Genomic DNA, 21,658 nt, shown 5'->3' on the forward strand with positions numbered 1-21,658 from the left:
TGTCAATTGCTTCTGAAACTTCCTGTATCCGATTTTTTTTGCTGGCGGATGACATCATCGCAAAATCGGTTGGAACAAAACTGTAACCATCGGTCCAGCCAAGCGCCAGCATGGTAAAGCCTTTGATAAAACGATGATTGGCGTGATCATAGAGATTTGCCAGCAATTCGACATGTTTACTCCGGTTCCGGCTGATGACCGAATCATCGAGAACAAAAACCTTAATCCGATCCGGACGAGTCAACCGGCTGAATGACGAAATGACTTTAGCAGACAGCGAGGTCAGAAACCGCCGCCAGTTGTAAGTTGCGGTATTCAAAAAACGATAGTAAGTATTTTTGGATGCCGCTGTTTCCTGATATTTTGAATCCAGGTAGCGATACAGATTTTTTCCCTGAAACGCAAGCAGTAACAGTAATTCGAAAACTTCGGATACTTTTATCCCTTGTGCTTTGCGGATCCCGGAATCTCTGAGTAACCCCGCCAGTTTCAATGTCTTAAAAGCTTTTAAAAATGCAATTTTTGTCTGTTCAGATGGGTTGTTTTGGTTTATCATAGTGGTATGCACCTTTCCTGTCTGATTTTTGTTACTTTGTATTTTCATTATATCAGACATTGGGTGCATTTTTCTGTCAACTTCTGTTTTTTAGAAGCTGCAGCGTGTCTTGTTGTAAAGTCTCAGCTGATTTTTAGAGCTGGGAAAGTTGAGTTTATAAGTATTACTTGCCAGCGTTGTGGTGATGATCGCGCCTTGATCCAATGCGCTAAAACTCACCGGTGCAGTCAAATCAAACTTAGCAGGATCGGCCAGATCATCGGTCGTCCACAATCACTGGGGCGCAAGATAACCGCTTATTTCGCTCGTTTTACTTCCTTCTATCTTATTTATTACCCGCTTTTTCTTTATATTACAAAAAAAGATAGAATCCGTTGGATTCTATCCCATAAAATAATTTTATAAACAATTCGATGTCTTGTTTATTATGCCAGTGGCAGGATGATGGCGGCTTTAAAAAGATCCCCGTCGATTTCAAGTTTCAGCTCACCCTGCTGTATCGTCATCAGGTCCTTGGCAATGGCCAGGCCTAAACCGCTGCCTTCACTGTTCCTGGTTTCGTCACCCCGTTTAAACCGTTCCATCAGCTCATCCGGCGAAATATTCAGGGGTTGATCGGATACGTTTTTAAAAACAACCCTCCCCGTTTTATCTTCTTCACATTTTGATAACTCAATATAGACCCGGGATTCTTTTTGGGCATATTTTAAAATGTTGAAAAGCAGATTTTCAATCACCCGCCAGAGCAGACGACCGTCTGCAGTCACAACAAAAAGCTCTTCGGGATAGTGGGTAATAAACTCAAGCCCTGAATGCGCCAGTTCTTCTTCCATCTCCCCCAGGCCCTGAGTCATCAGCATTTCCAGATCAACGGCCTGAAACTCCACTTCAATATTCCCTGACGAAGCTTTGGCTGCTTCGAACAAATCATCCGTGAGCACTTTCAGACGATGCGCCTTGTTCTCTAATATATCTAAATATTTCTGGTTTTCCTCCGGATCCAGTTTTCCATTTTTCAAAAGATCAACAGAAGTGATAATTGAGGTGAGAGGGGTTCTGATGTCATGGGACACATTCGTCAGCAGCTCGGTTTTTAATCGTTGGCTCTTGACTTCTTCAGCAACTGCCATTGTAATCCCCGCTCCGATGGCATTAATGCCGTCAGCCAGCTCCCCCAGGGCACCATCAAAGCCAGTCAGTTTATAATCCACCTCGCCGTTTTTTATCCGCTCTACACCTTCCAGAATTTCATCATACTTTTTGGCTTTTTTCCCACCTGAATAGAGCAGGTAAAGGATGCCGATAAAACTAGCGATGCCAAGAAGCGGAATCTGTACCGTCAATGCCAGAACAACCAGTAGAATGGCCCAAAACATAAACCGTTTCACCGTTGCGGAGCCCTTCATGATGTTATTATAATAGGCGGAAAAATTTTTGAATTGTCCTTTCATGAATTGCCCCAACTGTTTGATCAGTTTCAGAAATAACAACCGTTCCCAGAAATTTCCGCCTTTTAAAATTCGAACCAGCGACAGTAAAAAGTTTAATCCTAAAGCTGAACCGGCAGCAAAGAGCAGGAGCATATCTGCTCTTGGAAAATTTTGATCATAAAAAAATACAATGGTCGCGATAACCACGGTTTCTATACTCAGCAATAATAAAAAATGGGCATCAATCCAGAATTCATCAATTGGTAAAAAATGTACGCCTTCCGCATCTTTTTTTCGCCCGGCCGAAATGCATGCAAACAGTGCGAAAATAGCAGCCAGAATAAAAAATACAATAAAAATACTCATCAGCCACAGAAATTGCAGTCGTTCTGCCTGATACAGTACTTCCCGTTGAGCGATATAAGCATCATCAAATCCGATGATGACCTGGAAATCCGGCTCTACAGAATAGTTCAAAGGTTCAAATTGGTCAATATCTGGCAGACTCGATGTAATCGCGCCCTTGTTATAGGTGAACGTCACCCGGCGATTAAGCAGGTTATCCTGTGATACTTCTTTGGGCTGACTGTTCTTGATGCCTTTACTGTCAATGATATAAGACAACCCCTGAGTTTGCTCCAACTCTTGCTTCAGTCGTTCGTATTGGTAAAGATCGTCATTAATCAATCGTTTTTTTTCAGCTTCAATTTCAGCTGCATATGGTTCCCAGAAGACTGTATCATTCAGCATCTCCTGTTCGGTTGCGAATTCCAGATCTTCCGGTTCTTCAATGCCCAGTGTCGCCAGTTTATTTTGTTTAAAGGTCTCAATGTCTTTTGTATTTAACGTATTTCCAGCACGAATATTTTCTTCGCTTTTGTAAAAATTATAAACCTGATCGATATCATCATAAGCCGTCAGGACTTTGTCCTCCAACTCAGCACTTTCGAGATAGTTGTTTGTATTTGCCATTCCATCCCAGTTGAACCAATACACCTCAAATAAAGCGCCAAAACTTACGGTAATAAAGACGATCGTCAACAGAGAACAGGCCAGTTTGAATTTTTGATCAGTCCAGATAGTTTTCAATTTTGTACCCAATACCCCATACCACCTTTAAATATTTTGGTTCTTTTGGATTGATTTCAATTTTTTCACGAATCCGACGAATATGCACTGCTACCGTGTTATCCGAATTGTAGGCCGGTTCTTCCCAGGCATTTTCATATATCTGCTCAATGGAAAACACTTTACCTTTTTCCGACATCAAAAAATACATAATCTTATATTCAACTGGCGTAAGCCTGACCTCTTCCCCATCTACCGTCAGCCGCTTATAATCATCTTCCAGAACCAGTCCGCCGGTGCGGTAGGTACCCACTTTTTCCGGGCATCCCCCCAACGTGTTGTAGCGTCTCAATTGTGATTTAACCCGGGCGATAACCTCCATGGGGTTAAAAGGTTTGGTGATATAATCATCTCCGCCCATAGTCAAACCCATAATTTTATCATTATCTTCTGTTTTGGCAGATAAAAAGATAATGGGGATGTTTTTTGTCTCCCTTATTTTCATGGTTGCCCGGAGGCCACCCATCTCCGGCATCATCACATCCATAATAATCAATTGGATCTCTTCTTTTTCTACCATCGATATGGCTTCTTTTCCCGAATAAGCCTTTAAAACAGGATATCCTTCGCTTTTTAAATAGAGTTCCAGGGCTTCAACGATTTCTTTTTCATCATCGCATATTAAAATACTCATTGCTTAACCATCAGCCTTTCCATTTCATCTTGATTTAACTTTAACACAAACTTCTGTCAAAACAATACGGAATTTCCTTAAGAAATTCTTACAGTCAAACCTGCCGCTGTTCCAGCAATCAAAAAAAAGACAGCATCCATTGGATTGCTGCCCTTTAAAGTGTTTTAGATTAAAAATTTAATGTGATCCGGCTTATTGGCGTTGGAAAAGTCAAATCCCTGCTGAATCGTGTTTTCAATCATTTCCCCGTCAAGGTTCATTAATCTGAACAAATTTCGCACCAGAAAATAAACCATCGCCCGGTTTGTGAACCGAATGTTCTTTTCATAATAATCAATGAAAAGTTCTTTTCTCGCTCCATATTCCGACCGTGAAATGACTTCCAGATCCGCTTCAATATAGTTCTTGTTCAGAAAGTCCAGACAGGAGCGGTTCATTGTCTTTGAGATATTGGCTCCATGCGGGTTTACGTCTTTGACAAGCACTTCATAATAGAGGGTTCTATTATGTTCATCATTTAGGATGATTTCGTAGTACAATACCAGGGCGTAACAATACTTGGTATAGAGATTAAGATTTTCAGAAACTGACGAAACATATTCGTACAATGCCAGAAAAAAAACATTGTAAATATCAGAGATCATCTCATCCTTCTTTTTATAATAGTAGGTAATCGTTCCAAGTTTCACATTGGCACGATCTGCAATATCCTGAATACCGGTTTTATTATATCCATTCTCGTAAAACAGAATTTTTGCGGTACTGATAATATTCTGTTTGGTTTGGGTTCCTTTTTTTGACTTTGCCATAATTTGCCTTTCTTAAAATAAACAATTCTTATTATTATACGTATTTAAATTTGATTCATATCTTTCATCTTACGAAAAGTTTCGGCAAATGTCAATCAATAGTTTTAGAATGTTCACGCTTTATTTTCTAATCGTTTTATTTCATCAGTAATGTTTCTGCGTCTAAAAGCTTGACACCCTGAGTCTTTTCAAGGGTTTCAATCGCTTTTTGCTGCACTTCATCATCAACGCGGACGATAATAATTGCATTATCTGTTTTTTTAGGCAGGAAAGAATAGGCATAGACAATGTTTATTTTCGCCTGAGTCAGAGCATCGACCAGATTGCTTAATCCGCCCGGCTCATCCGGAACTTCGGCTGCCAGAACAGAAGTCGATGTGCAGCGGATATTGTTCTTTTTAAGCACTTCAATTCCTTTTTCAGTCTCCTGCAGGATCAGACGAACGATCCCATAATCCATCGTCTCCGCAATATTCAGCGAACGAATATTGATGTCATTTTCTGCCAGAATCTTAAGCAGCTTATTTAAACGGCCTTCATGATTTTCCATAAAAATTGAAACTTGTCGTATCATTTTCTCCTCCTAAATTTTTCTTAAATCGACAACTCGCTGGCTTTTACCTTCACTTCTCGGAAGACTTCCGGGTTCCACAAAAGCAATTTTAGCATTGATGCCAATTGTCGAATGAATGCGCAGACCAATTCGTTTTTCAAGTTTTTCAAGATTGCTGATTTTATCCGAGAACATTTCTTCACTGAGCTCAACCTTGATTTCCAGGGTATCCAAAGAGCCATCTCTTCTGACGATCAGTTGATAATGTGGTTCAACTTCTCCAAGCTCCAGAAGGACACTTTCAATTTGTGTCGGGAATACGTTAACCCCTCGAATAATCAGCATGTCATCGGTTCTTCCCTGCAGGCGTCTGATTCTTAAATGCGTCCGGCCGCAAGCACATGGTTCTGCAATAATCGATGTCACATCCCGGGTTCGGTAACGCAGCAGCGGAATTCCTTCTTTTGTAATGGTGGTGATGACCAGTTCGCCCTGCTCACCGTATGGCAGGACTTTCAAGGTGACCGGGTCGATGATTTCCGGGATAAAATGATCTTCCCAGATATGCAGCCCATCCTGAGCGTCACATTCAATGGCAACACTGGGTCCCATAATTTCAGACAATCCATAGATATCATGGGCTTTGATTTTCAGTTTCTTTTCGATTTCTTTTCTCATATTGTCCGACCAGGGTTCTGCCCCAAAAACACCCGTCTTGAGTTTTAAAGACGCTGGATCGATGCCCTTCTTTTCCAGGGCATCGCCTAAATAGATCGCGTATGAAGGGGTACATGTCAGAACAGTTGTCCCAAAATCCTTCATAATCATGATCTGCTTGTCGGTATTTCCTCCGGAAATAGGAACAATGGAAGCGCCAAGCATTTCAGCCCCGTAATGGACTCCCAGCCCCCCGGTAAACAATCCGTATCCATAGGCATTTTGCACCACTGAATGAGAATCTGCTCCGGCCGCCACCAATGAACGCGCCATAATCTCAGACCAAGTCGTGATGTCTTTTCGGGTGTAACCGACAACCGTTGGTTTGCCGGTGGTCCCTGAAGATGCATGAATTCTGACAATTTTTTCCAACGGTACGGCAAACAATCCGTAGGGATAATTATCTCTCAAATCGACCTTGGTTGTAAAGGGCAGCTTCTGTAAATCTGAAAGCGTCTGTACATCCTCTGGGACTAAGCCGGCCTCCTGAAATTTGTTTCGATAAAACGGAACATCATGATAGATCCGATTGACCATTCCTTTTAACCGCTCTAATTGCAGTTCCAGCAGTTTTTCTCTGGGCATACACTCGCAACTCTTATTCCAATACATTTTTTTCCTCCTGAATTTTCTTGATTATATCACTTGATAATGGTGTTTTCTTTAAAACCGCATGCCAAAAATATAACATCTGGTTTACAAATGGTCACCGTGACAGTTTCCTCCTGCACATTAAAAAAGACCCGTCCTTACTAAAAAGGACGAGTCGTGCTCGCGGTACCACCTAATTTGATTATAAATAATCCACTCATTTAAGAACACTCCAACCGCAGTCGTTCATGTTCCTCCTTCTGTTAACGGTAAGGATCACCGGTTTCACCTATTAATGATCGCTCCCGATCCTGTTCAGCAAAACAACTCCTGAGGGAACTTCATCATCATTATCACCATCGGTTCTCACCAATCCCGACTCTCTGCAGACGCTAATGAAAGCTACTTTCCTCAATCACAGTTTTTTTAATATAGTATTCATTATATTCCCAATACAAAAATATTGTCAAGCAGTTTTTATAGGATCCGCTTAAAGTATTCGCAAACTTTTCCGGCCTATACTATTGAATTCCGGAGCAGGTTTGAGCTTCAGTGACTCATTTTAGACCACGCCTAAACCAACAGCAGTATAAGTCGTCATTTCCCGATTCATATACAAAGCGGCTTCAACAATGTTAAAGGCAATCGCTGCGCCACTGCCTTCTCCTAAACGCATACCCATGTTCAGGAAAGGTTTTGCTCCGATGAATTCCGAACCAAAAGCTGCGCCCCTTTCGGCCGATGCATGGGAACAGATCAGGTAACCATCTACTTCCGGTTTCAATGCAATCGCTACCGCAGCGGCGGCAGTTGAAATAAAGCCGTCAATCAGAACCGGGACTCTATGAGCCGCCCCAGCAATCATGGCACCTGCCATGGCGCCGATTTCAAATCCACCGACTTTTGCCAGTACATCAATCGCATCATTTTTATCAGGTTTATTCAGGGCAATCGCATCTCTTATTACCTGAGCTTTATTGATCATTTTTTCTTCAGATAAGTTTGCTCCGGCTCCGACAAGTTCTCCGGGATCAACGCCGCTGAATGCGGCAAAGATGGCAGCGCTTGGTGTGGTATTGCAAATTCCCACTTCTCCGGTTCCCAGAATATTGTAACCGTTCTTGATGGCGCGCTCTGCCAAATCAATACCGGCTTCCAGTGAGGCAATCGCTTCATCACGGCTCATTGCCGGGCCTTTTCGCATATTCGATGTTCCTTTTCTGATTTTTTTATCCAGAATTTTTGATTTTGGATCAAGATCGCTCATCATGCCAACATCACAGACAAACACATCGGCTCCAGCCTGTTTGCTCAGAGCGGCAACGCCGCTTTTTCCTTCAATCACCATTTTTGCCATTAAATCGGTTACTTCCTGTGGTGCCGCCGCCACGCCCTCTTCGAAAACGCCATGGTCGCCGCAGAAAACGAGCATCGCTTTCTTGCTGATATCCGGGAACATTTCACCAGAAATTCCCGACAGTTGAACTGCAATTTGTTCCAGCACACCTAAACTACCAACCGGTTTCAATAAATCATCAACCCGTTTTTTTGATGTTTCCATCATTTTTTCATCCAGTGGCTGAATTTTCTCAAGTGTTTCATTTAATAAACTCATTTTATCTCCTCTGTCATTTAATAATTCTAAACCACATTATAACACAATCACTGACCTGTTGAATCGATAATTTAGGTAAATATTGCAAGGAAAATCCCATTTCAGACCGCAACCTTTTACCAACTAAAACAACCGTCATGCCGTTTATGGTTTTCTTAAATGCTGCCGTTATTTTTTTTCTTAAAAAAGCTTCGGAACCACTTCTTTTTATGATAGAATATAAAATTCCATTGGCATATTAGTGTATTGTCATAATCCATTGTGTTAAAAAAATGCCGATCTATTGCCTTGTTTAGAGACTATTAATCATTATTAATAACCACTCCTCAAGTCAGGCAGCATCATGATCATTCGGAAAATTATATATTTCTGATTATTTTGTAAAAAAAAACGTATCTAAACGATATCAGCATCTTTAAATCAGGAGGAACTGTGAACAGTGAGAAATAAATTACTAATTAGCTTTATGGTCATCATTTTTGTCGCAGTTGGTTTTGTTTTTGTTGGAAACTTCATCCATTCTCCCCAGTTTAAAAAAATCGCCAACAATCTCAACAGCATAACATCCGGCAATGTCATTCGTGAAATAAAAATCCGCAGCGGCGAAGAGCTGCTGGAGCCCGAAGCACTTGCGCCGATTATCCAATATTTTGACTTGAGCGCGGCGGCAACCGCCGATTTGAACACCACCGACATTACCCATCTGTTCTCTGATTCCTCCAGTGCGAACGCATGGATCAATCAGAGCGCCCTGGATTATCTGATTAATTTACGACTCAGCCAAAGCAACGATTTACGCATGACAAATTATGAATACGGGTTGACTATCTCCGAAGTCAATGAAACAGAAGATCAGCTTGAAGTAATTCTTACCGAGGATCGCACCGTGAGTTTCGCCTTTATTCCTGATATTGATTCGTCAAGCAGCGGAATCGGACATACTTTTTACTTGAAAAAAAGTGAAAATGGCTACCTCATTAGTGCCCATGATCAGGATGAAGACTATTTTCTCTTATTGGAGAAAGCCATTAATGAGAACTCCGAATATTCAGGAGAAATTCCGAATGAGCTCTTAGCTCAATCCTCGTCTGTTGTAAAAGAATTGTCTTCACAGAAAGAAGCCTTCAATTCCAGCGATCAGCAGGCTCGGGTGTCCTCAGCGCAAAATCCATACGATGCCCAATCCGCCGTTAACTACGCCATGATCTGGGTTAATTCAAACTATGTGATCCGCAATACGGATGAATACGGCGTGTATGATCAATACGACGGCAACTGCAACAACTATATCTCCCAATGCCTGCATGCAGGCGGGATTCCCATGGATTATTTCGGAGATGAACACACGCAGTGGAAGTGGTATGATGATGATGTTAATCTGGAAGAAGCGAATTCTGGAAGAAGCCCTGCCTGGGCAGGTGTTGAGGAATTTTATACCTATGCCAGTCATAACACCGGATACGGACTGGCTGCGGTTGTTGATGACAATGTCTTCAGTGGGTCTGCCGGTGATATTCTGCAATATGGTTTTGGTAATAACTGGCATCATTCGGTCATCATTACTGATATCATTAGCGATAAAGACGGAAAAATGCTGGATTATCTGATTAATTCAAATACGACCGACCGTATCAACTACCCTGCCAGTGCCTATGGCTATCCTGAAATACGATTGATTAAAATCATCGGCTGGAACAACAATCCGGCCGAAGTCAATCCTCAAAACGAGGCACCAACCGTTTTGGTTGCACCGGTAGATCAGCCCCAAGAAATCCAACTCCAACCCGAACCTTAATCGCCAAACAAAAGGCCCATTATTTGTTCTGTCGGTGTTTTAATAAACACGGCAGCAAATAACGGGCCTTTATTTTCATTTACGATTCAATTTTAGTATATTGGTACCACGGCACCTTTGTAGGTTTCTTCAATGTATGCTTTCACTTTGTCGCTTTTAAGTGCTTTCATCAACGCCACTGTTTTATCGCTCTTTTCATCACCGGCTCGAACCGCCACGATATTGGCGTAGGTTTGTGCCGCCAGTGAATCTTTTTCTTCTTTGGCGATCGCGTCTGAGCCTACATTCAGACCTGCTTCAATCGCGTAATTTCCGTTGATAACCGCTAAATCCACATCCTGCAGTGATCGTCCCAGTTGTGCTGCTTCCAGTTCTTTGAATTGAATATTTTTGGGATTTTCAATGATGTCTTTCGGTGTTGCCTCAAGTCCGACATTGGGATTAACTTTGATCAAACCGATTGTTTCAAGCAGTAACAACGCACGGGCTTCATTGGTTGTATCATTTGGAATCGCAATGGTTGCACCATCTGCAATTGCATCGAGGGTTTTAATTTTTCCCGGATACAGACCCAATGGTTCATAATGAATCGCACCGGCACTCACCAGTTTTGTATTGTTTTTCTTGTTGAAATCTTCTAAATAAGGAAGATGTTGGAAAAAGTTTGCATCCAGCTCTTTGTTTTGCAGCGTCAGGTTCGGCTGAACATAGTCCGTGAACTCTTTTACTTCAAGGGTGTAGCCCTCTTGTGCCAATACCTCTCCTGCAACTTTCAGAATCTCCGCATGTGGTGTCGGACTTGCCCCCACAACAATTGTCTTGGCATCAGTCCCTTTAGCCGCGCAACCGGTCAATAATGCAACGCCTAAAACGCTGGCCAATAAAACAGAAATAAGTTTTTTCATCTCTTTCTCCTTTTCTTTCCCTTTTCTTTTTCATACTATTCATAGTTGATTGATATGTAATATAGCATGTCTAGTCTTGAATGTCAATCCTAAAATAATTTTATCACGCTTGTTATTTTCGGTGATCAGCCTTCTGGGCAATTTTCATTCCAATTTCCTGAAAAATCTGAACCACTAAAACGAGCAACACAACCGTAATAACCATAACGCCGGTTTCATAACGATAATAACCAAAACGGATGGCAATATCACCCAGTCCACCGCCGCCGACAATTCCGGCCATTGCCGAATAACCCAGGATCGTTGTGGTTGCGATGGCCGCTCCGATGATCAGTGAAGGCTTTGCTTCCGGGATCATCACCTTCATCACCACCTGAAGCGGACTGGCTCCCATGGATAATGATGCTTCTATTATCCCGTAATCCACTTCTTTAATGGAGGATTCCACCAGACGGGCTATAAAAGGAGCCGCTGCAATAACAAGTGGCACAATGGTTGCCGTCGATCCGATGCTCGTTCCCACTACCAATCGGGTGAATGGAATCACCGCAATTAAAAGAATCAAGAATGGAATTGAACGGGTAATATTTACAATAATATCAAGCACCTTGTTCAGTATCCGCATTGGCACAATTCCTTCTGAATCGCTTGTCACCAGCAGCACTCCCACCGGCAATCCGATAATGTAGGCGATAAACGTTGAGACCAGAGTCATGTAAAGCGTTTCAAATGTTCCCTGAATAATCAATGCTGTCATGGTACTATCCATCGATTTCCACCTCCTCGACGCCGATCTGACGAGAACGGAGATAATTGATCGCCCGGGAGGCAGTCAACTCATCCTCCGGCAGCTGGATAACCATCTGGCCAAAACTCATCCCGTCAATATCTTTCATATCTGCATGAACAACGTTCACCAGGCACTTTGTTTCCAGCACCATTTTTGCCATGACCGAATCACTCGATGAGTTCTCGTCAAAAACAAGACGATAACAATTCCTGCTCATCGCAACCGGTCCCTGCTCATTTTCTGAAAAGATCATTTTTTTCGCGATTTCAGTTTTGGGATTTCGGAAAATACTCTCAACTGGCCCGTCTTCTGCAATCTGACTGTTGTCGATAATGGCGACATGATTGCAAATCTGTTCGACGACACTCATCTCATGCGTGATGATGACAATCGTAATCCCCAGTTTCTGATTGATTTCCTTCAGCAGACCGAGAATCGATTTCGTCGTTGACGGATCCAGTGCTGAAGTCGCCTCATCACACAACAGAATTTTCGGATTATTTGCCAGCGCTCTGGCAATCGCGATTCGCTGTTTTTGCCCACCTGACAATTGTGATGGGTAAGCCTTTGCCTTATCCGGCAATCCTACCAGTTCCAGCAGCTCGGCAGCTCTTTTTTTTGCTGTTTCCTTATCAGCTCCGGCAATTTCCAACGGAAAAAGGATGTTTCTTTCCGCAGTCCGCTGCATCAGCAGATTGAATTGCTGGAAAATCATTCCCACGGAATAACGCACGGTTCTCAATTCTTTTTCGGTCAGTTTTGAAATGTCTTGTCCATCAATGAAAACATTACCGTCAGTCGGCTTTTCAAGAAGATTGATACAGCGAACCAAGGTGCTTTTACCAGCACCACTCATACCAATAATTCCATAAATATCGCCCTGATTCACTGTTAGATTAATTCCCTCTAACGCCTTTACCTCGCCACTTTTAGGATGAAAGGTTTTACCAAGGTTTTTTATTTCAATGATGGGATTTCTGGACGTCTTATTATTTTTGATTTTTCTCACCCTCCCAATCGATGTACTCAACACAACATTTCAATTACTTTCTAATCACGCGCCTCATCTCCGACTGGCAAATCCGATCAAATCTCAGCACTGATTTTCATATAATTGGAATTAAAAACTGAGCTCATTTCAGAATTATGCATTCACTGCTAGTGCAGTTTCCGCTTCATCAACAAGCTCAGTTTATGTTTCGTACTAACTTGCTGTATTATTATAGTCTTGCTTTGATTTTTTTGTCAAGAATATTATACCTATCAGTTATCATATATTTGTAATTTCTGCCCCGAACGGAAGCAGTGCCAGCTTCGCGAATTTAAACCACTGCAAACCGAAAGGAATGCCGATAATTGTAATACAGTAAATCAGCCCCAACACGGCCGATCCCAAAGCCAATCCCCAGCCAAAGATGAGCAGCCAGAGAATATTCAACAATACTGAACCGGTTCCCATTTTTGAATAATCGACCATTTTCCCAAAAGGCCAGAATACCAGTTGGGCCATTTTAAATGCCTGAATCCCCAAAGGAATCCCAATAATCGTGATACAACAGATCACACCTGCCAAAAGCCAGCCCAGCGCCATCACCAGACCGCCAAAAATGATCCAGATAATGTTTCCTAGTACTTTCATTTTTCCTCCATTTTATTCAAAATTAAAGCATCCGATTTCAAAGCAATTTATGTTTGTACTTTACCGTTACGAAATCACCTGAATTTCATTATAACCGATTTATGATATTCTATCAAAAAATAAAAAAACCGCAATCTCTGCGGTTATGTTTTTAAATGGTGACCCATGGGCGACTTGAACGCCCGACACCCTGATTAAAAGTCAGATGCTCTACCAACTGAGCTAATGGGTCAGATAAAATATTAAATTATTGTGTGTCTTCAAACGATTGTGAGATCCATCTGTTTGCCTAACTAAGCGATTCACACCAAATCAAAGATTTGGGTTCTCTGCTTATACCAACTGAGCTAATGGGTCAGATTAAATATTAAATTATTATTTGTCTTCTTACGATTGTGAGATCCATCTGTTTGCCTAACTAAGTGATTCACTCCAAATCAAAGATTTGGGTTCTCTACTTATACCAACTGAGCTAATGGGTCAGATAAATATTAACTTGAGTCCTTAAACATAAGTGGCAGGGGTAGCAGGACTCGAACCTACGCATGCCAGAATCAAAATCTGGTGCCTTACCGACTTGGCTATACCCCTAAGAAAAGAAGCAATGATATAGAATGGGGTGGATAATGGGACTCGAACCCACAACATCCAGAACCACAATCTGGCGCTCTAACCGATTGAACTATACCCACCACAATATAAACATTTATTAAAATGGTGCGCCTGAAGGGATTCGAACCCCTGGCACACGGCTTAGAAGGCCGTTGCTCTATCCTACTGAGCTACAGGCGCCCAATCCTAAAAAAAAATGGAGCGGGTGAAGGGAATCGGACCCTCGCGACTGGCTTGGAAGGCCAGGGCTCTACCACTGAGCTACACCCGCATTATCTCTCTTAAAGACAAGTGTTAGTATACTTCAAATAAAAGTTCTTGTCAAGGATTTTTGTTTTGATTTTCAGTATTTTATTTAGCGGAACGCTCATAACCCCATAGCGGAATTATTTTTGCATCGATATTCCCATTCTCAATGGTAATGATGCCGTAGCTTTCCGGATCTCCCGTTTTGGAAGAACCCAATGATCCCGGATTCATGATCAGTATTCGACCGTCGTCTTCCAGATAAGCCCGGTGCGTGTGCCCGTAAAGGATGACCTGGGCATTCTTTTCCCGTCCTGCGTGATAAATGCGGTTCAGGTCTCCTTTTACGCCGTATTTATGGCCATGACAGGCAAAGAACTTAAAACCGCCCAGAATCGTTTCCAGCGCCATGCTCCCGTCTTCGGCATAGATATCGCAATTTCCCTTGAGGATATGAACCGGTGTATTGGTCAGCGTTCGCAGATACAATCCATCTTCGACATAATCACCCAGGTGGATGATCACATCCACATGGCCCATTTCCGCCACTGCTTTTTTCAGGGCATCAAGATTCCCATGGCTGTCGCTCATCACTGCAATTCTCATTTTTCCCGTTCCCTCCTTTTTGCTAACTGTTTAACAACAATTCCTTCGCTTCAGCAACGGCGACTGCCCGATGACTGATCCTATTTTTCTCTTCCTTTGTCATGTCTCCGTAACAACGGCCTGTCACTTCATGAATAAACAGCGGATCATAGCCGAATCCACCTTCACCGCAATAATCAAATGCGATCTTTCCCCGGACCAGCCCCTGACAGGTCAATTCCTGACCATCCGGCAGAATCATGGCGATGGCGGTAATAAACGCTGCACCCCGTTTTTCTTCCGGCACATCCGCCATCACGTCCAGCAGCTTTTTATTGTTGTCTGCATAAGTCACGTTTTCGCCAGCGTAACGGGCGGAATAAATTCCCGGCTCTCCGTTCAGAATGTCTACCGACAAGCCCGAGTCGTCGCCCATAATGATCAGGTTTTTCCCCTGAACATAGGGCTTTAATGCCCGAACTTTAATCAGCGCATTTTCTTCATAGCTCAGTCCATCTTCAATAATCTCAATGTCGATTCCAAGATCCTTCATGGTGACAATCTCAAAGTCCCCACCCAGCATTGCCTTTATTTCTTTGGCTTTATCCTGATTTCCTGTCGCTAATAGTATTGTTCTCATCTTTATAACCCCACTAACCCAGTAATGTTTCTTTCTGGAAATCGATGATCTGTTTGATGCTTTCTTCTCCAAGTGACAGCAGTTTGGCAAGCTCTTCTTTATTAAAGGGTCTTTCTTCTCCGGTCCCCTGTATCTCGATGATTTCACCCTTTTCAGTCATGACCATGTTCATATCCACTTCTGCATTTGAATCTTCCTCATAACACAAATCGACAAGCGGTTCTCCCTGATGAATCCCGACGCTCGTTGCCGCCACAAAACTGGTGACCGGCATTTCCTTGATCTGGCCGTTTTTCACCATCCCCGTCAAAGCATCATGCAAAGCGATGAAAGCCCCTGTTATTGCCGAAGTCCGGGTCCCGCCATCTGCCTGAATGACATCGCAGTCGATCCAGATTGTCCGTTCTCCCAGTTTACTCAAATCAATCACAGACCTTAAGCTTCTTCCAATCAGTCGCTGTATTTCCATGGTCCGTCCGTCTATTTTGCCCCGATTCCGATCTCGGCTTTTTCTTGTATTGGTTGATGCCGGCAGCATTTCGTATTCAGCAGTCACCCAACCCTGTTTCTGACCTTTCAAAAAAGGCGGAACTTTTTCTTCGATCATTGCCGTACAGATGACCCGGGTATCCCCCACTTCGATCAGCACCGAACCCTGCGCATGCTTGATAAAATTCCGGGTTACCGCCATCGGTCTCAATTCATCTCTGTGGCGGCCATCGATCCGCAGATCATTCTTTTTAGTTTCTTCGATATTAATTTCCATTTTTTTCCTTTTCTAACTATTGTTTGGTTTTAAAAAAGGGCTATTGCAAACCCTTTAAGACTGTAGACAAATCACTAACGTAGTGCCGACAATTGTTACATCGTGTTGTTTGCATCAAGGCGAACAGGCGGCAGCCTGCGCGTAGGCAACGAGCCAATCACAAGCTGGCTTGTAGTTGGCGACTGTCCGCGACTACTAAGAAATTGAAAATTTCTTAGTAGTGTACGAATTGCAAGCAAACAACTGATTAACAATTGGTCGGTACGGGGTTTGTCGACAACCTGAAAGGGCTATTGCAAGCCCTTTTTAATGTCAATCCGTTTATCCTAAATGTTTTGCTACCACATCCCGAATGATTTTATTCGCTACCTGTGGATTTGCTTTGCCTTTTGTTGCTTTCATAACCTGTCCGGTCAGGAAACCATAGGCTTTCTCATTTCCGGCACCGATATCTTCCAGTGATTTCGGATTGTCGGCAACGATTTTTTCGATAATGGCTTCCAGTTCGCCCGTGTCGCTGACCTGGGAAAGGCCCTGTTCTTTTACAATCTCATCCGGATTTTTTCCGCTGTTGAACATTTCTTTCAACACCTCTTTACCGCTGGTGCCGTTGATCACACCGTCTTTAACCAGTTTCAGAAGCTCTGCCAATTGAGCCGGCTTGATCGGAATATTCTCCATCGTCAGTTCTTTTTCTTTTAACAATGGTGGAATCTCCACCATGATCCAGTTTGAAATCTGTTTTGCTTCATCGTATAGTGAAACGGCTTCTTCGAAGAAACGCGCAGTCACACCGGAAGCGGTCAACACACCGGCATCGTATTCCGGCAATTTGTATTCATCAATGTAACGTTGTTTTTTCGCTTCCGGCAGCTCCGGCAGCTCGCTTTTTATTTTTTCGATATACTCTTTTTCAATCACAATGGGCACCAGATCCGGTTCTGGAAAATAGCGGTAATCCTGAGCTTCTTCCTTGCTTCTGAGTGAAGAAGAAACGCCCTTGGTGTCATCCCACTTTCTGGTTTCCTGAATAATCTTGTGGCCCTTTTTCAGCTCGATAATCTGGCGTTTGCTTTCGTACTGCACAGCCCGCACCAGAGCGCGGAATGAGTTCAGGTTTTTCATTTCGGTACGGGTACCCAAAACGGTGGCGCCTTTTTCTCGCATTGAAAGATTGACATCGAAACGCATCGACCCTTCCTGCATCTTACAGTCGGACACACCGGTATATTCCAGGATATTTCTTACTTTTTCAGCAAAAACTCTTGCTTCTTCGGCACTGCGCATATCCGGCTCGGTTACAATTTCCACAAGCGGCACCCCGCATCGGTTTACATCAACCAGTGTCCCTTCAGCCGATTCATGCAGCAGCTTCCCGGCATCTTCTTCAATATGGATCCGGGTAATACCGATATCTTTCTTCATCCCATCCACTTCAATTTCCACCACCCCGCCGGTGCAGATCGGCAGATCAAACTGCGACGTCTGGTAGGCTTTTGGCAGGTCAGGATAGAAATAATTTTTTCGATCCATTTTGCTGAAATGAGCAATTTCACAATTTAAAGCCAGTCCGGCTCTCGTCGCGTATTCGACCACCTTTTCATTCAACACCGGTAAAACCCCCGGCATGCCCAGGCAGACTGGACAGGTATGGGTATTTTCATCCTGACCAAACTCCGTTGGGCAGGAACAGAATATTTTCGTTTTTGTGCCTAATTCGACATGGATTTCCATCCCAATGACCATTTCATATTCCATGGTTTAGACCTCCGTTTCCAATGGTGCTTTTAGATTTTTCAAGCCCTTTTCATTTTCAAAGGCCCAGGCCACTTTTAATAAGGTTTCTTCGCTGAGTATCGGACCCAACAATTGCATGCCGATCGGCATCCCGTTGTTATCCAAACCACATGGAATGGATATCCCCGGTATTCCGGCGATATTAACCGGCACCGTATAAATGTCGGTCAGATACATTTCCAATGGATTGCTCGTTTTTTCACCAATTCCGAACGCTGTGGTTGGTGCTGTCGGAGTCAGAAGCACATCGCATCCGTCAAACACCTGATTGAAGTCATCTTTAATCAAGGTTCGTACCTGCATTGCTTTTTTGTAGTATGCATCGTAGTAGCCCGAGCTTAGGGCATAGGTTCCCAGCATAATCCGGCGCTTGACTTCCTCGCCAAAACCCTGGCTGCGTGTTTTCTTATAAAGATCGACCAGACCATCGTATTCTTCAGCCCGGTAACCATAGCGGATCCCATCGTAACGGGCAAGATTGGAACTGGCTTCAGCGGATGAAATCATATAATAGGCAGACAGTGCATAATCCAGATACTGGAACGACACATCCACAATTTCCGCCCCCATTGCTTTATATACAGCAATGGCATCTTCAAGGCTTTTTCGGACTTCCGGCTGCAGGCCTTCACCGAAGAACGCCTGAGCAACGCCAATTTTCATTCCCTTAACGCCCTGTTTGAGGGTCTGTGTATAGTCTTTCTTTTCCAGGTTAAGTGAAGTTGAATCCTTCGGATCGTGTCCGATAATGGCATTTAAAACCAGGGCGCAGTCTTCCACGTCTTTCGTAAATGGTCCAATCTGATCCAACGAAGATGCAAAAGCCACCAGGCCATAACGGGAAACCAGCCCATAGGTTGGCTTCATCCCGACCACCCCGCAGAAGGATGCCGGTTGACGGATGGATCCGCCGGTATCTGAACCAAGCGTGTAAAACGCCGTATCTGCGGCAACGGCAACCGCTGACCCGCCGCTTGAACCGCCAGGGACTTTATTTAAATCCCATGGATTGTGGGTGATTTTGTAAGCTGAATTTTCAGTGGATGACCCCATGGCAAACTCATCCATGTTCGTTTTCCCCAATAAAATCCCGCCTTCTTCAATCAACCGATCATAAACATGGGCATTGTAGGGCGGATTGAAATTATAGAGCATTTTTGACGCACAGGTAGTCAGGATTCCCTGGGTGCACATATTATCTTTTAGTGCATAAGGAATTCCTTCCAGCGGTGTTCGTTTTTTTTGTTCACCTAGTTTTTCATCGATGACTCCGGCCGCACGCAAGGCTTCTTCTGTCTGAAGATTCAGATAGGCTGCAGTTTTATTTTCCACCGCCGCGATGCGGTCAACGACAGACTGAGTCACCTCGGTAACGGTCACTTCTTTTTTTTCAAGCAGGTCATTTATCTCATGTATTGTTTTTTGACTTAATTCCATTATTGCCTCCTACTCCATAACCCGGGGAACCTTAAAGCACCCGGCTTCGCTTTCCGGCGCATTGGCCAAAGCCTGTTCATTGGTTAAACAGGGTTTGGGTACGTCCTCCCTGAAAACATTCTGCACTGCCAGCACATGCTCGGTCGCTTTAACTGCTGATGTATCCAGTTCGCTGAGGGTCTGGGCATAATCCAGCACCGCACCCATTTTATCAACCAGAGCGGTCACTTCATCCGGTGAAAATTCTAAACGGGCAAGATTTGCCACATAGGTCACATCTTCTCGTGTTAAACTCATATCAATTTCCTTTCTCGGTTATATTTACTTTCAATGCTTCAGATCGTCGATCATTCAATACCAAAACGCTATTGGCTTTCATTGTCGCCTAACTTCCACTTTTTATTTTAAAAATCACCCTTCATTATAAATCAAAGTTACCATTGGTGACAAGGGCCAAAAACTCGTTTTCGTCAATTATTCTAATTCCCAACTCCTGGGCTTTGGTTTGCTTAGATCCAGACTTTTCTCCGGCCACTACAAAGTCAGTCTTTTTGCTCACACTTGTGGATACTTTTCCCCCATTGGTTTCGATCAGCGCTTTCGCTTCCCGGCGCTCCAATGATGGCAGCGTTCCGGTCAGCACAAAGGTTTTTCCCTGAAGGGTCTGGGATACTTCCGCGGTCTTCTGAACCATATTGAGTCCCGCCCGTTCAAGTCCTTTGATAATCTCCACATTTTTTGACGTTTTGAAAAAATCCACAATTTCGATGGCCATCTTTTCGCCAATATCAAAAATTTCCTTGAGTTCTGCCTCTTCGGCCGCCATCAGTTTTTCCATCGATTTAAAATGTTCCGCCAGAACCTTGGCCCCTCTGGCTCCTACCAGTGGAATTCCCAGTCCAAAAATCAACCGGGTCAATTCATTTTTCTTCGATGCTTCAACGCTTGTTATGAGATTATCGACCGATTTTTCGCCCATTTTTTCAAGTGTTACCAGGACATCTCTTTTTTCATAAAGATGATAGATATCGACCGGATTTTCAACCAGCTTCTCATTCATCAACAGCCGGAGAACACCGGGTCCCAGTCCCTCAATATTCATGGCATCACGGGATGTAAAGTGCACCAGCTTACGGAATACTTGCGCTGGGCACACCATGTTCAGACATTTTGTGACCGCTTCGCCTTCAATCCGGAAGGTCGGTTCATGACAGACCGGGCAGATCTTTGGCATTTCAAAAACCACTTCGTTTCCGGTTCGTTTTTCTACGACCACATGATCCACCTCGGGAATGACATCGCCGGCTTTTTGGATCACAACATGATCGCCAATGCGGATATCTTTCGCCTTGATGTTGTCCTCATTGTGAAGGGTTGCCCGACTGATGACGGAACCCGCCAAAGCGACCGGACTGAGCTCAGCCACCGGTGTAAGGGCGCCGGTTCGGCCCACCTGGACCGTGATGGCATCAACCGTCGTCACGGCCTGATCCGGCGAAAATTTATAGGCGATCGCCCAGCGCGGACTTTTGGTGGTATTCCCCAAGATCTCTCTGTCGGACAGCTGATCGACCTTAATGACCAGTCCGTCAATATCAAACGCCAGATTCTTTCTTTCCTCTTCCATGTGATTACAGAAAGCAATGATTTCTTCGATATCCCTGAAACTCTTCGTCTCACTCGTCTTGAATCCCAGTGATTTCAAGTAAGCCAGGCTTTGACTGTGCGATGTCAGACTGACATCTTCCGATGCTTCAAGATTAAAAACAAAAATATCAAGCGGCCGTGAAGCTGTCAGTTTTGAGTCAAGCTGCCGCAATGAACCGGCTGCGGCATTTCGCGGATTGGCAAACAGGCTTTCCCCTTCCAGCTGCCGCCGCTGGTTCAATTGATCGAAATCCGTTTTTCCCATGAAGACTTCGCCGCGGACCTCGAGGGTCACCGGTTCTTTGAGTCGCAAAGGAATACTGCGCACGGTTTTAAGATTGGCGGTAACATTTTCGCCCACTTCCCCGTCTCCCCGGGTAGCCCCCTGGACAAAGATGCCGTTCTCATAATTCAGAACCACCGTCAAGCCATCAAACTTATATTCGACAATATAGGTGACATCGGGACAGGTCTGGCGAACCCGGCGATCAAAATCCCGGAGATCTCCCGCATCAAAGGAATTGCTCAAGCTGAGCTTCGGCCGTGAATAGACAACTTTCGTAAAACCGCCGGATGGTGTCCCACCGACCCGCTGGGTTGGTGAATCCGGGGTAATCCATTCCGGATGAGCGGCTTCCATGTCCAGCAGTTCCTGCATCAGTTTATCATACTCATAATCCGAAACGACGGGTGCATCATCGACATAATACGCTCTGTTATGAGCCTCAATTTTTTTTCTTAATTGTTCAATCTGAGTGCTGTTCAT

At 43.8% G+C, this 21,658-nt stretch carries 19 protein-coding genes, 5 tRNA genes and 1 other annotated feature; of the genes, 1 reads left to right on the forward strand and 23 read right to left on the reverse strand.

Annotated elements, in window-relative coordinates; all coding sequences use genetic code 11:
- The 7 genes from GH808_RS11585 to cobT all read right to left on the reverse strand — a co-directional run.
- A partial coding sequence (locus GH808_RS11585; RefSeq protein WP_186842958.1) for a transposase occupies positions 1–556 on the reverse strand: 556 nt, incomplete at its 3' end.
- A gap of 425 nt (positions 557–981) precedes the next feature.
- Positions 982–3,087, reverse strand: a complete 2,106-nt coding sequence (locus GH808_RS11590; protein WP_207722319.1) for a sensor histidine kinase — start codon at positions 3,085–3,087, stop codon at positions 982–984.
- Positions 3,056–3,748, reverse strand: coding sequence for a response regulator transcription factor (locus GH808_RS11595; protein ID WP_186842960.1), 693 nt, complete (start codon positions 3,746–3,748; stop codon positions 3,056–3,058). Before GH808_RS11595 ends, GH808_RS11590 begins: the two co-directional genes overlap by 32 nt.
- A 164-nt stretch (positions 3,749–3,912) precedes the next feature.
- A complete protein-coding gene (locus GH808_RS11600) occupies positions 3,913–4,557 on the reverse strand; it encodes a TetR/AcrR family transcriptional regulator (RefSeq protein WP_186842961.1) in 645 nt (214 codons plus the stop codon).
- A 136-nt stretch (positions 4,558–4,693) separates the two neighbouring features.
- Positions 4,694–5,131: an ACT domain-containing protein gene (locus GH808_RS11605; protein ID WP_186842962.1), complete on the reverse strand. Its 438-nt coding sequence runs from the start codon at positions 5,129–5,131 to the stop codon at positions 4,694–4,696.
- A 9-nt stretch (positions 5,132–5,140) separates the two neighbouring features.
- On the reverse strand, positions 5,141–6,439 hold the full coding sequence (locus GH808_RS11610; protein ID WP_186842963.1) for a phenylacetate--CoA ligase family protein: 1,299 nt from the start codon (positions 6,437–6,439) through the stop codon (positions 5,141–5,143).
- A gap of 142 nt (positions 6,440–6,581) precedes the next feature.
- Positions 6,582–6,846 (reverse strand) — a binding site (T-box leader).
- Positions 6,847–6,980: 134 nt separating this feature from the next.
- Positions 6,981–8,033, reverse strand: a complete 1,053-nt coding sequence (cobT, locus tag GH808_RS11615; RefSeq protein ID WP_186842964.1) for a nicotinate-nucleotide--dimethylbenzimidazole phosphoribosyltransferase — start codon at positions 8,031–8,033, stop codon at positions 6,981–6,983.
- 439 nt (positions 8,034–8,472) lie between these two features.
- Between cobT and GH808_RS15565 the strand changes: the two genes are divergently transcribed.
- Positions 8,473–9,828: an amidase domain-containing protein gene (locus tag GH808_RS15565; RefSeq protein WP_186842965.1), complete on the forward strand. Its 1,356-nt coding sequence runs from the start codon at positions 8,473–8,475 to the stop codon at positions 9,826–9,828.
- A 92-nt stretch (positions 9,829–9,920) separates the two neighbouring features.
- Here GH808_RS15565 and GH808_RS11625 read toward each other — a convergent pair whose 3' ends face one another.
- The 16 genes from GH808_RS11625 to ligA all read right to left on the reverse strand — a co-directional run bounded on the left by GH808_RS11625 (position 9,921) and on the right by ligA (position 21,658).
- A complete protein-coding gene (locus GH808_RS11625) occupies positions 9,921–10,733 on the reverse strand; it encodes a MetQ/NlpA family ABC transporter substrate-binding protein (RefSeq protein WP_186842966.1) in 813 nt (270 codons plus the stop codon).
- 112 nt (positions 10,734–10,845) lie between these two features.
- A complete protein-coding gene (locus GH808_RS11630) occupies positions 10,846–11,502 on the reverse strand; it encodes a methionine ABC transporter permease (protein WP_186842967.1) in 657 nt (218 codons plus the stop codon).
- Positions 11,495–12,532, reverse strand: a complete 1,038-nt coding sequence (locus GH808_RS11635) for a methionine ABC transporter ATP-binding protein (RefSeq protein ID WP_311135786.1) — start codon at positions 12,530–12,532, stop codon at positions 11,495–11,497. The genes GH808_RS11630 and GH808_RS11635 overlap by 8 nt, the downstream gene beginning before the upstream one ends.
- A 261-nt stretch (positions 12,533–12,793) precedes the next feature.
- Positions 12,794–13,162, reverse strand: coding sequence for a YccF domain-containing protein (locus tag GH808_RS11640; protein WP_186842968.1), 369 nt, complete (start codon positions 13,160–13,162; stop codon positions 12,794–12,796).
- Positions 13,163–13,318: 156 nt separating this feature from the next.
- Positions 13,319–13,394 (reverse strand) — tRNA-Lys (locus tag GH808_RS11645).
- Between the two features lie 283 nt (positions 13,395–13,677).
- Positions 13,678–13,753 (reverse strand) — tRNA-Gln (locus GH808_RS11650).
- Between the two features lie 24 nt (positions 13,754–13,777).
- Positions 13,778–13,854 (reverse strand) — tRNA-His (locus GH808_RS11655).
- A gap of 23 nt (positions 13,855–13,877) precedes the next feature.
- Positions 13,878–13,954 (reverse strand) — tRNA-Arg (locus tag GH808_RS11660).
- Positions 13,955–13,971: 17 nt separating this feature from the next.
- Positions 13,972–14,045 (reverse strand) — tRNA-Gly (locus GH808_RS11665).
- 80 nt (positions 14,046–14,125) lie between these two features.
- Positions 14,126–14,626, reverse strand: coding sequence for a metallophosphoesterase family protein (locus tag GH808_RS11670; RefSeq protein ID WP_186842969.1), 501 nt, complete (start codon positions 14,624–14,626; stop codon positions 14,126–14,128).
- Between the two features lie 22 nt (positions 14,627–14,648).
- The gene (gene rdgB, locus GH808_RS11675) at positions 14,649–15,245 is read right to left on the reverse strand and encodes an RdgB/HAM1 family non-canonical purine NTP pyrophosphatase (RefSeq protein WP_186842970.1); all 597 of its coding nucleotides are present in this window, start codon (positions 15,243–15,245) and stop codon (positions 14,649–14,651) included.
- A 13-nt stretch (positions 15,246–15,258) separates the two neighbouring features.
- Positions 15,259–15,975, reverse strand: coding sequence for a ribonuclease PH (gene rph, locus GH808_RS11680; protein ID WP_186843003.1), 717 nt, complete (start codon positions 15,973–15,975; stop codon positions 15,259–15,261).
- Positions 15,976–16,332: 357 nt separating this feature from the next.
- A complete protein-coding gene (gatB, locus tag GH808_RS11685; RefSeq protein ID WP_186842971.1) occupies positions 16,333–17,769 on the reverse strand; it encodes an Asp-tRNA(Asn)/Glu-tRNA(Gln) amidotransferase subunit GatB in 1,437 nt (478 codons plus the stop codon).
- Positions 17,770–17,772: 3 nt separating this feature from the next.
- A complete protein-coding gene (gene gatA / locus GH808_RS11690) occupies positions 17,773–19,245 on the reverse strand; it encodes an Asp-tRNA(Asn)/Glu-tRNA(Gln) amidotransferase subunit GatA (RefSeq protein ID WP_186842972.1) in 1,473 nt (490 codons plus the stop codon).
- A 9-nt stretch (positions 19,246–19,254) separates the two neighbouring features.
- Positions 19,255–19,542, reverse strand: coding sequence for an Asp-tRNA(Asn)/Glu-tRNA(Gln) amidotransferase subunit GatC (gatC, locus tag GH808_RS11695; protein WP_186842973.1), 288 nt, complete (start codon positions 19,540–19,542; stop codon positions 19,255–19,257).
- A 124-nt stretch (positions 19,543–19,666) separates the two neighbouring features.
- On the reverse strand, positions 19,667–21,658 hold the full coding sequence (gene ligA / locus GH808_RS11700; protein WP_186842974.1) for an NAD-dependent DNA ligase LigA: 1,992 nt from the start codon (positions 21,656–21,658) through the stop codon (positions 19,667–19,669).

Source organism: Acetobacterium fimetarium, assembly GCF_014284475.1.
GTDB lineage: Bacteria > Bacillota > Clostridia > Eubacteriales > Eubacteriaceae > Acetobacterium > Acetobacterium fimetarium.

Excerpts from the sequence above, each read along its gene's own strand:
- GH808_RS11605 (WP_186842962.1), bottom strand. The coding sequence starts at position 5,131 with ATGATACGACAAGTTTCAATTTTTATGGAAAATCATGAAGGCCGTTTA.
- GH808_RS11595 (WP_186842960.1), bottom strand. The coding sequence starts at position 3,748 with ATGAGTATTTTAATATGCGATGATGAAAAAGAAATCGTTGAAGCCCTG.
- gatA (WP_186842972.1), bottom strand. The coding sequence starts at position 19,245 with ATGGAATTAAGTCAAAAAACAATACATGAGATAAATGACCTGCTTGAA.
- cobT (WP_186842964.1), bottom strand. The coding sequence starts at position 8,033 with ATGAGTTTATTAAATGAAACACTTGAGAAAATTCAGCCACTGGATGAA.
- ligA (WP_186842974.1), bottom strand. The coding sequence starts at position 21,658 with ATGAACAGCACTCAGATTGAACAATTAAGAAAAAAAATTGAGGCTCAT.
- GH808_RS11640 (WP_186842968.1), bottom strand. The coding sequence starts at position 13,162 with ATGAAAGTACTAGGAAACATTATCTGGATCATTTTTGGCGGTCTGGTG.
- GH808_RS11600 (WP_186842961.1), bottom strand. The coding sequence starts at position 4,557 with ATGGCAAAGTCAAAAAAAGGAACCCAAACCAAACAGAATATTATCAGT.
- GH808_RS11670 (WP_186842969.1), bottom strand. The coding sequence starts at position 14,626 with ATGAGAATTGCAGTGATGAGCGACAGCCATGGGAATCTTGATGCCCTG.
- gatC (WP_186842973.1), bottom strand. The coding sequence starts at position 19,542 with ATGAGTTTAACACGAGAAGATGTGACCTATGTGGCAAATCTTGCCCGT.
- rdgB (WP_186842970.1), bottom strand. The coding sequence starts at position 15,245 with ATGAGAACAATACTATTAGCGACAGGAAATCAGGATAAAGCCAAAGAA.
- gatB (WP_186842971.1), bottom strand. The coding sequence starts at position 17,769 with ATGGAATATGAAATGGTCATTGGGATGGAAATCCATGTCGAATTAGGC.
- GH808_RS11625 (WP_186842966.1), bottom strand. The coding sequence starts at position 10,733 with ATGAAAAAACTTATTTCTGTTTTATTGGCCAGCGTTTTAGGCGTTGCA.
- GH808_RS11630 (WP_186842967.1), bottom strand. The coding sequence starts at position 11,502 with ATGGATAGTACCATGACAGCATTGATTATTCAGGGAACATTTGAAACG.
- GH808_RS11610 (WP_186842963.1), bottom strand. The coding sequence starts at position 6,439 with ATGTATTGGAATAAGAGTTGCGAGTGTATGCCCAGAGAAAAACTGCTG.